Annotated in this window: 12 protein-coding genes; 9 read left to right on the top strand and 3 right to left on the bottom strand. The window is 72.5% G+C overall.

Translation table 11 applies throughout. From position 1 onward, the window contains the following. The first annotated feature begins 49 nt into the window (after window positions 1-49). The 9 genes from QIY60_RS04080 to QIY60_RS04040 all read left to right on the top strand — a co-directional run bounded on the left by QIY60_RS04080 (window position 50) and on the right by QIY60_RS04040 (window position 9,102). Window positions 50-730, top strand: coding sequence for a response regulator (locus QIY60_RS04080; protein WP_283141181.1), 681 nt, complete (start codon window positions 50-52; stop codon window positions 728-730). Window positions 731-933: 203 nt separating this feature from the next. Beyond that, window positions 934-3,744 (top strand): DNA translocase FtsK, encoded by a 2,811-nt coding sequence (locus QIY60_RS04075; RefSeq protein ID WP_283141180.1) that lies wholly within the window; start codon window positions 934-936, stop codon window positions 3,742-3,744. 255 nt (window positions 3,745-3,999) lie between these two features. Next, a complete protein-coding gene (locus tag QIY60_RS04070; RefSeq protein WP_283141179.1) occupies window positions 4,000-4,863 on the top strand; it encodes a helix-turn-helix domain-containing protein in 864 nt (287 codons plus the stop codon). A 94-nt stretch (window positions 4,864-4,957) separates the two neighbouring features. Next, on the top strand, window positions 4,958-6,433 hold the full coding sequence (rimO, locus tag QIY60_RS04065; protein WP_283141178.1) for a 30S ribosomal protein S12 methylthiotransferase RimO: 1,476 nt from the start codon (window positions 4,958-4,960) through the stop codon (window positions 6,431-6,433). Next, on the top strand, window positions 6,430-7,119 hold the full coding sequence (pgsA, locus tag QIY60_RS04060) for a CDP-diacylglycerol--glycerol-3-phosphate 3-phosphatidyltransferase (protein ID WP_190091664.1): 690 nt from the start codon (window positions 6,430-6,432) through the stop codon (window positions 7,117-7,119). The genes rimO and pgsA overlap by 4 nt, the downstream gene beginning before the upstream one ends. After that, window positions 7,116-7,625: a CinA family protein gene (locus QIY60_RS04055; RefSeq protein ID WP_283141177.1), complete on the top strand. Its 510-nt coding sequence runs from the start codon at window positions 7,116-7,118 to the stop codon at window positions 7,623-7,625. The genes pgsA and QIY60_RS04055 overlap by 4 nt, the downstream gene beginning before the upstream one ends. Window positions 7,626-7,734: 109 nt before the next feature. Next, complete coding sequence (locus QIY60_RS04050) at window positions 7,735-8,118, top strand: helix-turn-helix transcriptional regulator (protein WP_067165033.1); 384 nt, start codon at window positions 7,735-7,737, stop codon at window positions 8,116-8,118. A gap of 151 nt (window positions 8,119-8,269) precedes the next feature. Next, window positions 8,270-8,740, top strand: coding sequence for a DNA starvation/stationary phase protection protein (locus QIY60_RS04045; RefSeq protein WP_101390488.1), 471 nt, complete (start codon window positions 8,270-8,272; stop codon window positions 8,738-8,740). A gap of 146 nt (window positions 8,741-8,886) precedes the next feature. Then, window positions 8,887-9,102 (top strand): hypothetical protein, encoded by a 216-nt coding sequence (locus QIY60_RS04040; protein ID WP_283145811.1) that lies wholly within the window; start codon window positions 8,887-8,889, stop codon window positions 9,100-9,102. On the opposite strand, the gene QIY60_RS04035 is transcribed toward QIY60_RS04040, so the two are convergent. From QIY60_RS04035 to QIY60_RS04025, 3 genes are all read right to left on the bottom strand, one after another. Next, window positions 9,050-9,814, bottom strand: a complete 765-nt coding sequence (locus QIY60_RS04035; protein WP_283141176.1) for an SDR family NAD(P)-dependent oxidoreductase — start codon at window positions 9,812-9,814, stop codon at window positions 9,050-9,052. The two genes, QIY60_RS04040 and QIY60_RS04035, sit on opposite strands and share 53 nt — an antisense overlap. A 32-nt stretch (window positions 9,815-9,846) precedes the next feature. Further along, window positions 9,847-10,641, bottom strand: coding sequence for a DNA-formamidopyrimidine glycosylase family protein (locus QIY60_RS04030; protein WP_283141175.1), 795 nt, complete (start codon window positions 10,639-10,641; stop codon window positions 9,847-9,849). Window positions 10,642-10,926: 285 nt separating this feature from the next. Next, window positions 10,927-15,588 carry an ATP-dependent helicase gene (locus tag QIY60_RS04025; RefSeq protein ID WP_283141174.1) on the bottom strand — a complete coding sequence of 1,554 codons (4,662 nt, stop codon included), beginning with the start codon at window positions 15,586-15,588 and terminating at the stop codon, window positions 10,927-10,929. Between the last annotated feature and the right edge of the window lie 31 nt (window positions 15,589-15,619).

Genomic DNA, 15,619 nt, shown 5'->3' with positions numbered 1-15,619 from the left:
GTCCCCTGGGGCGGCGCCCGGTGCACTGCCGGGGCGAGGAGGACGGGCCATGGTGCAGAAGGCCAAGATCCTCCTGGTCGATGACCGGCCGGAGAATCTGCTGGCGCTGGAGGCCATCCTCTCTGCGCTCGATCAGACACTGGTGCGGGCATCGTCAGGGGAGGAAGCGCTCAAAGCACTGCTGACGGACGATTTCGCAGTCATCCTGCTGGACGTCCAGATGCCGGGCATGGACGGTTTCGAGACCGCCGCGCACATCAAGCGGCGGGAGCGGACCCGGGACATCCCGATCATCTTCCTCACCGCCATCAACCACGGCCCGCACCACACGTTCCGGGGGTACGCGGCGGGAGCCGTCGACTACATCTCGAAGCCCTTCGACCCCTGGGTGCTGCGCGCCAAGGTGTCGGTGTTCGTCGAGCTCTATATGAAGAACTGTCAGCTGCGCGAGCAGGCGGCGCTGCTGCGGCTCCAGTTGGAGGGCGGCGGCCAGGCGGCCGGCGGCCCCAAGGAGTCGGCGGGCCTGCTCGCCGAGCTGTCCGCGCGGCTCGCGGCGGTCGAGGAGCAGGCCGAGGCGCTCTCCAAACAGCTCGACGACGAGTCGGCGGACGCGGCGGCGGTGGCGACCGCCGCCCATCTGGAGCGCAAACTGACCGGTCTGCGGCGGGCCCTTGACGCCCTGGAGCCGGGCACCGGCAGCGGCACGGCGCCCCTGCCCTCGCAGAACTGAGCGGCATTGAGTCGCACTCAGCGGTACTGAGCGGCGCGGAACCGAGCGGTCCGGAGGGGCCTGACGCTGATGACGCGTCAGCCCCCTTTGTGCGTACGCGAGTATCGTCCGCGCTTACCTGAGTACCGTCTTTCGGTACGACACGAACGGGTGAAGGACCGGCCGTCGTGTCGACCGCCGCCCGCACCGGTAACCTCAGCACCATGGCCTCACGTACGTCCGGCAAGGGTTCCCAGGGCACGGCGGGCACCGCGAAGCGCACCGGCCGTACCGCGGCACCCGCCAAGAAGGCGGCCGCGCCCGCCAAGAAAGCGCCCGCGAAGAAGGCTGCCGCGCCCGCGAAGAAAGCCCCCGCCAAAAAGGCACCCGCCAAGAAGGCGGCGGCCGCCAAGCCCGCGCCCAAGCCGGCGCCTTCGCCCACGGGGGGCGTGTACCGGCTCGCGCGCGCCGTCTGGCTGGGCGCGGCCCACGGGGTCGGGGCGATGTTCCGCGGCATAGGGCGCGGCGCCAAGGGCCTGGACCCGGCCCACCGCAAGGACGGGCTCGCCCTGCTGCTGCTCGGTGTCGCGCTGATCGTCGCCGCGGGCACCTGGTCGAATCTGCGCGGCCCGGTCGGCGACCTCGTCGAGATGCTGGTGACCGGCGCGTTCGGACGGCTCGACCTGCTGGTGCCGCTGCTGCTCGGCGCGATCGCGATCCGGCTGATCCTCTACCCGGAGAAGCCCGAGGCCAACGGCCGGATCGTGATCGGCCTCTCCGCGCTGGTGCTCGGCGTGCTCGGCCAGGTCCACATCGCCTGCGGCTCGCCGGGCCGCGACGACGGCACCAGCGCGATGCAGGACGCGGGCGGCCTCATCGGCTGGGGCGCGTCCAAGCCGCTCGAATTCCTGATGGGCGACGTCCTGGCGGTGCCGATGCTGGTGCTGCTGACCGTCTTCGGGCTGCTCGTGGTCACCGCGACGCCCGTCAACGCCATCCCGCAGCGGCTGCGGGCCCTGGGTGCCCGGCTCGGCATCGTCGAGCCGCTGCCGGGGGAGCCGGGCGAGGACGAGCTGTACGAGGACGACTGGCGCGATGAGGAGCCCGCGCCGCGCGCCCGGCGCACGCCCGGGCGCCGCGTCGCCCCGGCCGACGAGTACGCCCAGGACGAGGCCGAGCAGGCGGCGCTCTCGCAGCGCCGCAAGCCCCGGCGCGCTTCGGTGCAACCGGCGTTCGACCTGCCGATGGACCCGGTCGACGTGGCCGCCGCCGCGGCCGCCGCGCTCGACGGCGCCGTGCTGAACGGCCTGCCGCCGTCCCCGATCGTCGCCGACCTCACCCAGGGCGTCTCCGTCGAGCGGGAGCGCGGGAGCACCACACCGGTGCCCACGGCCCGCGGCGAGGCCGCCGCCAAGGCCGAGGCGCAGCCCGCCAAGGCCGACCTCGCCAAGCCGGCGCCCAGGGCGACCCCGGGCGCCCCCGCCGTCGTACCGGATCTGACCAAGGCGGCCCCGGAGCACACCGAGATGCCGGTGCGCGCCGAGCAGCTCCAGCTCGCGGGCGACATCACCTACGCGCTGCCCTCGCTCGACCTGCTGGAGCGGGGCGGCCCGGGCAAGACGCGCAGCGAGGCCAACGACGCCATAGTCGCCTCGCTGCGGAACGTCTTCCTGGAGTTCAAGGTCGACGCGGATGTCACCGGCTTCACCCGGGGCCCGACGGTCACCCGGTACGAGGTGTCGCTGGGCCCGGCCGTGAAGGTCGAGCGGATCACCGCGCTCACCAAGAACATCGCGTACGCGGTGGCCAGCCCGGACGTCCGGATCATCTCGCCGATCCCCGGCAAGTCGGCGGTCGGCATCGAGATCCCCAACACCGACCGCGAGATGGTCAACCTCGGCGACGTGCTGCGCCTGGCGGACGCGGCCGAGGACGACCATCCGATGCTCGTCGCGCTCGGCAAGGACGTCGAGGGCGGCTATGTGATGGCCAACCTGGCGAAGATGCCGCACGTCCTGGTGGCCGGCGCGACCGGCTCCGGCAAGTCGTCCTGCATCAACTGCCTGATCACCTCGGTGATGGTGCGGGCGACGCCCGAGGACGTACGGATGGTGCTCGTCGACCCCAAGCGGGTCGAACTCACCGCGTACGAGGGCATTCCGCACCTGATCACGCCGATCATCACCAACCCCAAGCGGGCCGCCGAGGCACTCCAGTGGGTCGTGCGCGAGATGGACCTGCGCTACGACGACCTCGCGGCGTTCGGTTTCCGCCATATCGACGACTTCAACGAGGCGATCCGCAACGGCAAGGTCAAGCTGCCCGAGGGCAGCGAGCGGGAGCTGACCCCGTACCCGTATCTGCTGGTGATCGTCGACGAGCTCGCGGACCTGATGATGGTGGCGCCGCGTGACGTCGAGGACGCGATCGTGCGCATCACCCAGCTCGCCCGCGCGGCCGGCATCCATCTGGTCCTCGCCACCCAGCGGCCGTCCGTGGACGTCGTGACCGGCCTGATCAAGGCGAACGTGCCCTCCCGGCTCGCCTTCGCGACCTCCTCGCTCGCCGACAGCCGCGTCATCCTCGACCAGCCCGGCGCCGAAAAACTCATCGGAAAGGGTGACGGCCTGTTCCTGCCGATGGGCGCGAACAAGCCGACCCGCCTCCAGGGCGCGTTCGTCACCGAGGACGAGATCGGCGCGATCGTCCAGCACTGCAAGGACCAGATGGCGCCGGTCTTCCGCGAGGACGTCACCGTCGGGCAGAAGCAGAAGAAGGAGATCGACGAGGAGATCGGCGACGACCTCGATCTGCTCTGCCAGGCCGCCGAGCTGGTCGTCTCCACCCAGTTCGGGTCGACGTCCATGCTCCAGCGCAAGCTGAGGGTCGGCTTCGCCAAGGCGGGCCGGCTGATGGACCTGATGGAGTCGCGCGGGATCGTGGGCCCCAGCGAGGGCTCCAAGGCGCGTGACGTCCTGGTCAAGCCGGACGAACTCGACGGTGTGCTGGCGGTGATCCGCGGGGAGGCTCCCTGAAGGCCCGGGGCGGGCCCAGGGGGTCGGTCCCGCGGCTGAATGGAGCACAGAGACAGGAGCGTGGGGCAACCGTTTTCCCCGGCTGTACGTCCAGTTGAGGGAAGACCAGGAACATGCCCCCCTCCTGACCCGTTAGGAGGAAGGGAGGAGGCCATTCCGATGGCGTACAAACTCCACCCTCCCGGTTGCCCCACCCTTTCGTACCCCCCCTAGACTGAACACCCAGCAGGTGGCTCACGCTCGAAAGGCGCCCCCGTGTCCATCGGCAACTCCCCCGAAGACGACCGGCCTTCCCTCGGCGACGACGACCGGCCCTCCTTTGCTGACGACGACCGGCCGACGATCGGCCACGCCCTCAAGCAGGCCCGTATCGCGGCAGGACTGACCGTCGACGAGGTCAGTTCGATCACGCGGGTGCGCATCCCGATCGTGCACGGCCTGGAGGAGGACGACTTCTCCAAGTGCGGCGGCGATGTGTACGCGCGCGGGCACATCCGCACGGTCGCGCGTGCCGTGCGCCTCGATCCCGAGCCGCTGGTCGCGCAGTACGACGCCGAGCACGGCGGCCGACCCGCACCCACGCCCGCCGCGCCCATGTTCGAGGCCGAGCGGATCAGGCCCGAGCGGCGCCGCCCGAACTGGACCGCGGCCATGGTCGCCGCGATCGTGGTGGTCGTCGGCTTCGTCGGCTTCACGATGTTCAGCGGCAGCGGCGACTCCAAGGGCAAGAGCGCCCAGGTCGCCGAGGGCCCGACCCAGACGCAGCAGCAGAGCCCCAGCCCCAAGCCGGCCCCGAGCCTGCCCGCCGCGCCCAAGCCGCCCGCCCCCTCCGACAGCGCCATCGCCGCGGCCCCGCAGGACAAGGTCACCGTCAAGCTCAGCGCCATCTCCGACAAGAGCTGGATCTCCGCCAAGGCGCACAACGGCCAGGTGCTCTACGACGGCCTCCTGGAGAAGGGCGAGTCGAAGACCTTCGTGGACGGCGAGAAGATCGATCTGATCCTCGGCAACGCCGGGGCGATCGAGCTCTACGTCAACGGCAAGAAGGTCGAGGACCAGTTCGGTGACGGCCAGGTCGAGCGGCTGACCTACACCAAGGGCGACCCGGTCGTCGGCTGACCGGGGCCGCCGCGTCCCGGCCGCGCAGGGCCCCCGTTTCCTTGATCAACCCTCGGGGCGGGGACGCGGGCCGGGACAAAGTAGTCTTGAGTCCATGCCCGAACGCCGTACCGTCGCCCTTGTCACTCTCGGCTGCGCCCGTAACGAGGTGGACTCGGAGGAGCTTGCAGGCCGCTTGGCAGCGGATGGCTGGGAGCTCGTCGAGGACGCCACGGACGCCGATGTCGCCGTCGTCAACACCTGTGGGTTCGTCGAAGCCGCCAAGAAGGACTCCGTCGACGCCCTCCTCGAAGCCAATGATCTCAAGGACCACGGCCGCACCCAGGCGGTGGTCGCCGTCGGCTGCATGGCCGAGCGGTACGGCAAGGAGCTCGCCGACGCGCTCCCCGAGGCCGACGGCGTGCTCGGCTTCGACGACTACGCCGACATCTCCAACCGCCTCCAGACCATCCTCAACGGTGGCAGCGTGGAGGCGCACACCCCGCGCGACCGGCGCAAGCTGCTGCCGCTGAGCCCCGTCGAGCGCCAGAGCGCCGACGTGGCGCTGCCCGGCCACGCGCAGGAGGCCCCGGAGAGCGCCCCCGAGGACCTGCCCGAGGGCGTCGCGCCCGCCTCCGGCCCGCGCGCGCCGCTGCGCCGCCGCCTCGACACCAGCCCGGTCGCCTCGGTGAAGCTGGCCTCCGGCTGCGACCGCCGCTGCTCGTTCTGCGCCATCCCGTCCTTCCGCGGCTCCTTCATCTCGCGCCGCCCCTCGGACGTCCTCGGCGAGACGCGCTGGCTGGCCGAGCAGGGCGTCAAGGAGGTCATGCTGGTCTCCGAGAACAACACCTCGTACGGCAAGGACCTCGGCGACATCCGCCTCCTGGAGACGCTGCTGCCGGAGCTCGCCGCCGTCGACGGCATCGAGCGCGTACGCGTCAGCTACCTCCAGCCCGCCGAGATGCGGCCGGGCCTGATCGACGTGCTGACCTCGACCGACAAGGTCGTCCCGTACTTCGACCTGTCCTTCCAGCACTCCGCGCCCGGCGTGCTGCGGGCCATGCGGCGCTTCGGCGACACCGAGCGGTTCCTGGAGCTCCTGGAGACGATCCGCGCCAAGGCCCCGCTGGCCGGTGTGCGCTCCAACTTCATCGTCGGCTTCCCCGGTGAGACCGAGGCCGACTTCCAGGAGCTGGAACGCTTCCTCACCAGCGCCCGGCTCGACGCCATCGGCGTCTTCGGCTACTCCGACGAGGAGGGCACCGAGGCCGTCACGTACGAGAACAAGCTGGACGCCGAGGTGATCGCGGAGCGCCTGGAGCACCTGTCGCGGCTCGCCGAGGAGCTCACCGCCCAGCGCGCCGAGGAGCGCGTCGGCGACACCGTCCGGGTGCTGGTGGAGTCGGTCGACGACGAGGACGGCGTGGTGGGCCGCGCCGAGCACCAGGCGCCGGAGACCGACGGTCAAGTGCGGTTCACGGAGGGCGCGGGACTGACGCCGGGCCGTATCGTCGAGGCGAAGGTCGTCGCCGCCGAGGGCGTCGACCTGGTGGTGACGAGTCTCGACGTCCTTGAGGAGGCGGCCAGATGACCGGAGTCCCGGCATCCGCGGCGGGCGGTACCGGCCGGACGCCGGCGCCCGGCGGCAAGCTGGGCGCGGCGGCCGTCAACCAGGCCAGCCTCTGGAACATCGCCAACATCCTCACCATGGTCCGGCTCGTCCTCGTGCCGGGCTTCGTGGCGCTGATGCTGCAGGACGGCGGGTACGACCCGGCCTGGCGGGCCTGGGCGTGGGCGGCGTTCGCCGTCGCCATGATCACGGACATCTTCGACGGCCATCTGGCCCGGACGTACAACCTGGTCACGGACTTCGGGAAGATCGCGGACCCGATCGCCGACAAGGCGATCATGGGCGCCGCGCTGGTCTGCCTCTCCTCGCTCGGCGATCTGCCGTGGTGGGTGACCGGGGTGATCCTCTTCCGGGAACTCGGGATCACGCTCATGCGTTTCTGGGTCATCAGGCACGGGGTGATTCCCGCCAGCAGGGGCGGGAAGCTGAAGACCCTGGCGCAGGGCACGGCAACGGGGATGTACGTGCTGGCGCTCACGGGTCCGCTGGCGACCCTGCGCTTCTGGGTGATGGCGGTCGCCGTGGTGCTGACGGTCGTCACCGGGCTCGACTATGTGCGACAGGCGGTCGTACTGAGGCGCCAGGGGCTCGCCGCGCAGCGCGCGGAGCGCGCCGCCGAGGCCGCCGTGGAGGGACCGGGCCGGTGAGCGGGGCGGCCCGGATCGTCCGGATGCTCACGGAGCGTGAGCAGACGCTTGCGGTGGCGGAGTCGCTGACGGGCGGCCTGGTGGCCGCCGAGGTGACGTCCGTGGCGGGCGCCTCGCGCGTCTTCCGCGGCTCCGTGACGGCGTACGCGACCGAGCTGAAGCGGGACGTGCTGGGCGTGGAGGCGACCCTTCTGGCCGAGCGCGGAGCGGTCGATCCCGAGGTCGCACGGCAGATGGCGGCGGGTGTGCGGAAGGTTCTGGGTGCCGACTGGGGCATCGCCACCACTGGCGTCGCCGGGCCCGCACCGCAGGACGACCAACCCGTCGGAACGGTCTACGTCGCGGTCGAGGGACCTGACGGGAACGGGAAAACTGTCGCTTTGAGGTTGAACGGCGACAGGGCGGAAATCCGTAGGGAGAGTGTACGGAGCGTGCTCGAACTGCTCTCCGGTGAACTCGGCGAAGATGCGCGGGCACAGGATACGGAACAGAACGGGGGGAATTGATGTTTGCAGCCCTGAGTGAACACGACATCGCTCCCCGCACGGCCGCAGCGCGAGGCGGTACGGTGGGGCGTGAAGGATGCGGCTACGCGGTCCGAGGAGGGAGCCACCGATGATTCTGCTCCGTCGCCTGCTGGGTGACGTGCTGCGTCGGCAGCGCCAGCGCCAGGGCCGTACTCTGCGCGAAGTCTCCTCGTCCGCCCGAGTCTCACTCGGCTATCTCTCCGAGGTGGAGCGGGGGCAGAAGGAGGCTTCCTCCGAGCTGCTCTCCGCGATCTGCGACGCGCTTGACGTACGGATGTCCGAGCTCATGCGGGAAGTGAGCGACGAGCTGGCACTTGCCGAGCTCGCTGCCTCGGCGGCGGCGAGCGATCCGGTGCCCGCACCGGTACGTCCGATGCTCAATTCGATCTCCGTGACGTCGGTGACCGGTGTCCCGACCGAGCGAGTGACGATCAAGGCGCCCGCGGAAGCGGTGGACGTCGTCGCGGCCTGACGCTGTCGGGCTCTGCCTGTGAGTGGCCCCGGCCGGTCTGTTGACCGGCCGGGGCTTCTCTTTTCCCCGGAATGCCCCATTTATGGCTTCCGTGTAAAGGTGGGGGGAGTGCAACCGGGGAGATTCAGCGCGTACGGAACGGAGTGCCTGCATGTCTGTGGTGAAGAGCTCGCTGTCCGAGGCCGACCTGAAGGTGGTGGGCGACGCGTTGCAGGGCGCCCTCGTCGACCTCGTGGACCTGTCGCTGGTCGCCAAGCAGGTGCACTGGAACGTCGTCGGGCCGCGCTTCAGGTCCGTCCACCTCCAGCTCGACGAGGTGGTGGACACGGCCAGGCTGCACTCCGACACGGTGGCCGAGCGGGCCGCGGCGCTCGGGGTCACCCCGGACGGCCGGGCGGCGACCGTGGCGTCGACGAGCGCGATCGGCAAGGTGCCCACCGGCTGGATCAAGGACGGTGACGCGGTACGGATCCTGGTCGACGCGCTGGGTGCGGTGATCGCCAGGATGCGCGAGCGGATCGAGGCGACCGGTGACCCGGACCCGATCAGCCAGGACGTGCTCATCGGGCTGACGGCGGACCTGGAGAAGCATGCGTGGATGTTCCAGGCGGAGACGGCCTGAGGGCTCCGGGGTCTGGGCCCTGAGGGCTGATGCGGTGGTGCGGGGTGGGGCGCGTGGGGTTGTGCACGCGCCCGGACTGCATCCGGTGCGCCCTCCCGGTGAACGAGGGGGCGGTCTAGCGTCGGCCCGAGGAGGCGGCCATGGCAGTGGCGGTGCGTTGGGTGCCGGCGCTCGTGGTGGGGGCGCTGTGGTGGTGGGCGGTGCTGCGCCTGCTGACGGCACCCGGCGAGGCCGGGATCCTCGAAGGCGCGGTGGCCGCGGGCGGCTGGGGTCTGAGTCTGCTTCCGGTGCACGTCGCGAGCCCCGCGGTCACCACGGCATCGCGACGCCGCCGTTCGGACGCAGGATCTGGCCCGTCGTGAACGACGACGCGTCCGAGGCGAGATAGAGCACGGTGTGCGCGATGTCCTCGGGCTCGCCGACCCGCCCGAGCGGGGAGAGGCGGACCATCGTCGACTCGATCTGCCGCTGGTGCTCGGCCGAGTGCCGTTCGGTCATCGGCGTGCGGACCCAGCCCGGGGCGACGGCGTTGACGCGGATGGAGTGCGGGCCGAGCTCCGTGGCGAGGGTCTTGGTGAGCTGGACGACGGCCGCCTTCGAGGCGCTGTAGCAGAACAGGCCCGGCCCGGCGGAGTCGACGGCTCCGGACGCCATGGTGATGATGCTACCCGCCGTACCGTTCTCGATCATGACGTGGGCCGCCTCCTGGCAGGAGTGCAGCACGCCCTTGAAGTTGACCGCGAGAACGCGGTCGAGGTCGGCGTCGTCGGTGTCGAGCACCGCGCTGGAGTGCATGATCCCGGCGACGGCGGCCAGGACGTCGATCCGGCCCGCTGCCCGCACGGCCGCGCGCAGGCGGGTGCGATCGGTCACGTCGAGCACATGGGTGTACGCCGTGCCCCCGGCCTTGGCGATCAGCTCGCGGGTGCCCTGGAGGCCCTGGTCGTCGAGGTCCGCGCAGTGCACGACCGCGCCCGCCTCCGCGAGCAGCACGGCACTGGCCCGCCCGATACCGCCGGCGGCGCCGGTCACGAAGGCGGTGCGATCGGTGAGGTCGTACGCCGAGAGGGGCATGCGGGGACGGTACGGCGGGATCTGACGAGGCGTCAACTATTGGGCTTGTTGGAGTGGTTGTCCGCCGGAGGGTTGGGCTGGCACCGGGGGCACCAGTAGGTGGGGCGCTCGCTTCCGGCGGGGTCGCGCAGGGTGGTGGTGCGCAGAGCCGTACCGCACCGGGGGCAGGGCTGCCCGCTGCGCCCGTACACGTACACCTTCCGGGACGTGCGCTCCCGATTCGCCTCCAGGATCCTCTTGGCGGCGACGACGACCCGCGCGGGGTCGGTGAGCTCGCCCACCGGCAGCCACGGCACGGCCCGGACGGCGAAGCAGATCTCCGACTTGTAGATGTTGCCGACCCCCGCCAGATTGCGCTGGTCGAGCAGCGCCTCGCCGAGCGGCCGGGCCGGGTCCTGGAGCAGGTTGCGCAGGGCCAGCTCGGGGTCCCAGTCGGGGCCGAGCAGATCGGGGCCGAGGTGGCCGACGACGCGGTGTTCGTCGCGGGTGCGGAGCAAGTCGAGCACGGCCAGCCGGTACCCGACGGCCGTGCGCTCCGCCGTGCCCAGGATCGCCCGGATCTGGTCGCTCCGGCCGCCCCGCCAGCGTTCCCCGGGCGCGAACACCCGCCAGGACCCTTCCATCCGCAGATGCGAGTGGAGGGTGAGACCGCCCTCGATCCGGGTGAGCAGATGCTTCCCGCGCGGGGTGACGTCCAGCACGGTCCGCCCGGTCAGATCGACGGTCGCAAGCCGGGGCACGCGCAGATCGGACCGGATCAGCTCGCATCCACCGAGCGCGTCATCGAGCCGCCGGGCGGCTTGCCAGACGGTGTCTCCTTCGGGCATGGGGTCATTGTGCCGGGTTGGTGTGCGGGGTCGCGTGCGGGCCGGTGGGGGCTGGTCGCGCAGTTCCCCGCGCCCCTAAGGGGATGGGGGTGGGAGGAATCCAACCCCTCCGGTGTTTGAGGAGCGGGGTTCGGGGCGGAGCCCGAGGGTGCGGGGTTCGGGGCGGAGCCCCGAGGGGGTGCAGGGGCGCAGCCCCGCTGGGGGGCCGGGGGCGAAGCCCCCGGGAAACCCACATCAACCCACCCACCCCCGGAGGGTTTCGGGTAGGGGCGGGGTGGGGGACATTCAAGGCCGCAGCCGCAACCCCCGCGGCGTCGGAACGAAGCCCGCCCCCTCCAGCGCCCGCGCCAGCGGCGCCGTGAGCGCGGCCTCGCCGTTGACCCGCTCCACGGTCACCGTCCCCAGCCGCCCGGCCCGCGCCGCCCCCGCCAGCGCCTCCACCGCCGCCAGCAGCGCCGGATCCTCGGGCTCGGCCGGCCAGACCAGCAGGGACTTGCCGCCGCGCTCCATGTAGAGCGCGAGCTCACCGTCGACCAGGACGACCATCGACCCGGCCTTGCGGCCCGGCTTGTGCCCGGCCCCGGCCGGCGGCTCGGGCCAGGGAAGCGCCGCCCCATAGGCGTTGGCGGGGTCGGCGGCCGCCAGCACCACACCACGGGGCGCGGGCCGCGCCTCCGCACGGTCGCGCGCGGTGGCCGCCGCCCGCAGCCGGTCCACCGCCCCGTCCATCGCGAACTGCGCCGCGCCCAGCCCCTCGACGACATAGCCCCGCCGCGCCTGGCCGCTGTCCTCGAACGCCGCCAGGATCCGGTACGTCGCCGAGAAGCCGCCCTCGACCCCCTCGGCCGCGACCGCGCCCCGGGTGACCACGCCGTGGCGGTCGAGGAGCGTCCGGGCCAGGGCGTGCGCCCGGTGCGTGGGGTCCGGCTCGCGGGCGGGCAGCAGCGACCAGCGCCCCGACACCGTCGGCGGCCCGGTGCGCGACGCGGGCCGCGCCGCCGCCGTCAGCGTCCCGTAACGCCCGCGCGGAACGGTCCGCTTGGCCCGGTGCGCCGTGGACCCGGCGGTGCGGCCCGACCCGAGCAGCGCCCGCAGCGGCGCGAGCGTGTCGTTGGTGAGCCGCCCCGACCACGCCAGATCCCATACGGCGTCGGCCAGTTGGGGGTCGGTCGCCTCCGGATGCGTGGTGGAGCGGACCTGGTCGGCGATCTGGCGGAAGAACAGCCCGTATCCCGGGGCGAGCGCCGTCAGCACCGACTCGTGCAGCGCGGTCAGCTCCAGCGGGTGCGGCGGTGGCAGCAGCAGTGGCGCCGCGTCCGCGAGGAACAGGGACACCCAGCCGTCCTTGCCGGGCAGTGCGCCCGCTCCCGCCCACAGGACCTCGCCGGTGGTGGTGAGCTCGTCGAGCATCCCCGGACCGTAGTCGGAGACCCGGGACGGCAGCACCAGCTTCTCCAGAGCGGACGCGGGCACGGCGGCGCCCTGTAGCTGCTCGACGGCCCGGGCCAGCCCGTCGATGCCGCGCAGGCTGCTGCTCCCCAGGTGCTGCCACTGCGGCAGGAAGGTGGCGAGCGCCGCGGGCGGCACCGGTTCGAGCTCGTGGCGCAGCGCGGCCAGGGAGCGGCGGCGCAGCCTGCGCAGCACCGTCGCGTCGCACCACTCCTGCCCGAGCCCCGCCGGATGGAACTCGCCCTGCACCACCCGCCCGCTCGCCGCCAGCCGCTGCAGCGCGCCGTCGGTGACGGCCGTGCCGAGGCCGAACCGGGTCGCCGCCGTGGCCGAGGTGAACGGCCCGTGCGTGCGCGCGTACCGCGACAGGAGGTCGCCGAGCGGGTCCTTGACCGGCTCCATGAACGCCTCGGGCACGCCCACCGGCAGCGCCGTGCCCAGCGCGTCGCGCAGCCGCCCCGCGTCCTCGACGGCCGCCCAGTGCTCGGCGCCGCCGACCCGCACCCGGATGGCGCGCCGGGCGCCCGCGAGCTCCTGAGCCCACCCCGGGTCGGCGCCGCGCGCGACCAGCTCGTCGCCGGTCAGCGGCCCCAGCACCCGCAGCAGATCGGCGACGCCCTCCACGTCCTTGATCCGGCGGTCCTCGGTGAGCCACTGGAGCTCCTGCTCCAGCTCGGTCAGGACGTCCGCGTCCAGGAGCTCGCGCAACTCGGCCTGGCCCAGCAGCTCGGCCAGGAGGCGGGAGTCGAGCGAGAGGGCGGCGGCCCGCCGCTCGGCCAGTGGCGAGTCGCCCTCATAGAGGAACTGGGCGACATAGCCGAAGAGCAGCGAGCGCGCGAAGGGGGACGGCTCGGGCGTGGTCACCTCGACCAGCCGGACCCGGCGCGCCTCCAGATCACCCATCAGCTCGGTCAGCCCCGGCACGTCGAAGACGTCCTGGAGGCACTCGCGGACAGCTTCCAGGACGATCGGGAACGAGCCGAACTCGCTCGCCACCTGGAGCAGTTGCGCCGCCCGCTGCCGCTGCTGCCACAGCGGGGTGCGCTTGCCGGGGTTGCGCCGGGGCAGCAGCAACGCGCGCGCGGCGCACTCCCGGAAGCGGGCGGCGAACAGCGCCGAGCCGCCCACCTGGTCGGTGACGATCTGCTCGATCTCGCCCTTGTCGAAGACGGCGTCCGCCGCGCCGACCGGGGCCTGCTCGCCGGCGGCCGCCGTGTTCAGGGGGGAGTCCAGGTGCCCCGGGTCCTGGTCGAGGAGGTCGAGGCCCATCAGGTCGGCGTCGGGCAACCGCAGCACGATGCCGTCGTCCGCGTGCATGACCTGGGCGTCCATCCCGTACCGCTCGGCCAGGCGGGCGCCGAGCGCCAGCGCCCAGGGCGCGTGCACCTGGGCCCCGAAGGGGGAGTGGATGACGACCCGCCAGTCGCCCAGCTCGTCGCGGAACCGCTCGACGAGGATGGTGCGGTCGTCGGGCACGTGGCCGCACGCGCGGCGCTGCTCGTCGAGGTAGGCCACGACGTTGTCGGCCGCCCAGGCGTCCAGGCCCGCGCTCAGCAGCCGCAGCCGCGCGTCCTCGGCGCTGAGCGAGCCCACTTCGCGCAGGAACGCGCCGAGCGCGCGCCCCAGTTCGAGCGGGCGGCCCAGCTGGTCGCCCTTCCAGAAGGGCAGCCTCCCCGGCACGCCGGGGGCGGGGGAGACCAGCACGCGGTCGCGGGTGATGTCCTCGATGCGCCAGGACGTGGTGCCCAGCGTGAACACATCGCCGACGCGCGACTCGTAGACCATCTCCTCGTCGAGCTCGCCGACCCGGCCGCCGCCCTTCTTGGGGTCGGAGCCCGCCAGGAAGACGCCGAAGAGGCCGCGGTCCGGGATGGTGCCGCCGGACGTCACCGCGAGGCGCTGCGCGCCGGGGCGGCCCGTCACCGTACCGGCCACGCGGTCCCACACCACGCGCGGGCGCAACTCCGCGAAGGCGTCGGAAGGATAGCGGCCCGCCAGCATGTCCAGGACGGCCGTGAACGCCGACTCCGGCAGCGCCGCGAACGGCGCCGCCCGGCGGACCAGCGCCAGCAGATCGTCCGCCTGCCAGCTGTCCAGGGCCGTCATGGCGACCAGATGCTGCGCCAGCACGTCCAGCGGATTGGACGGGATGCGCAGCGACTCGATGGCTCCCGAGCGCATCCGCTCGGTGACCACCGCCGACTGGACCAGGTCGCCCCGGTACTTCGGGAAGACCACGCCCGTGGAGACCGCGCCCACCTGGTGACCCGCGCGGCCCACCCGTTGGAGGCCCGAGGCGACCGAGGGCGGCGACTCGACCTGCACGACCAGGTCCACCGCGCCCATGTCGATGCCCAGTTCAAGACTGGAGGTGGCGACGACGGCGGGCAGACGGCCCGCCTTCAGGTCCTCCTCGACCAGCGCGCGCTGCTCCTTGGAGACCGAGCCGTGATGGGCGCGCGCGAGGACGGGCGGCGCGCCCTTGGCCGCCCCCGACTGGGCCATGACCTCGGCCGGGGAGTGGGCCTCCGCCAGGGGCACGGCGCTCTCGCCCGCCTCCAGCGCGGCCGCCGTGGCACGCTCGTACGCGATCTCGTTGAGCCGGTTGCACAGCCGCTCGGCGAGACGGCGGGAGTTGGCGAAGACGATCGTCGAGCGGTGTGCCTGGACCAGGTCGACGATGCGCTCCTCGACGTGCGGCCAGATCGACGGCTTCTCCGCGCCCTCGGCCGCGTCGGCCGCGGGCGAGCCGCCCAGCTCTCCCAGGTCCTCCACGGGAACGACCACCGACAGGTCGAACTCCTTGGTGGAGCGCGGCTGGACGATCTCCACCTTGCGCTGCGGCGACAGGAAGCGCGCCACCTCGTCCACCGGACGCACCGTCGCCGACAGGCCGATCCGGCGGGCGGGCCTGGCCAGCAGCTCGTCCAACCGCTCCAGGGACAGGGCGAGATGGGCTCCGCGCTTGGTGCCCGCCACCGCGTGCACCTCGTCCAGGATCACCGTCTCGACGCCCGACAGCGCCTCGCGCGCGGAGGACGTGAGCATCAGGAACAGCGACTCGGGCGTGGTGATCAGGATGTCCGGCGGCCGGGTCGACATGGCACGCCGCTCGGCGGGCGGGGTGTCGCCGGAACGGATCCCGACCCGCACCTCCGGCTCCGGCAGCCCCAGACGCACCGACTCCTGGCGGATACCGGTGAGCGGGGACCGCAGATTGCGCTCGACGTCGACCGCCAGCGCCTTCAGCGGCGACACGTACAGCACCCGGCAGCGCTTCTTCGCCTCGGCGGGCGGCGGGGCGGCGGCCAGCCCGTCCAGAGCGGCCAGGAACGCGGCGAGGGTCTTGCCCGAGCCGGTCGGCGCGACCACCAGGACGTCCGAACCCTCGGAGATCGCCCGCCAGGCGCCCTCCTGCGCGGCGGTGGGCGCGGTGAAGGCCCCCGTGAACCAGCCCCTGGTCGCGGGAGAGAAGGAGTCCAGCGCTGTCCTTGCCATGGTCCCCATCGTGCACCCACCCACTGACAAT

Origin of the sequence: Streptomyces sp. BPTC-684, assembly GCF_030028635.1 — a bacterium.
GTDB lineage: Bacteria > Actinomycetota > Actinomycetes > Streptomycetales > Streptomycetaceae > Streptomyces > Streptomyces noboritoensis.
The sequence above is the reverse complement of the archived record's forward strand: the minus strand, read 5'-3'. Positions and strand labels throughout refer to the sequence as shown.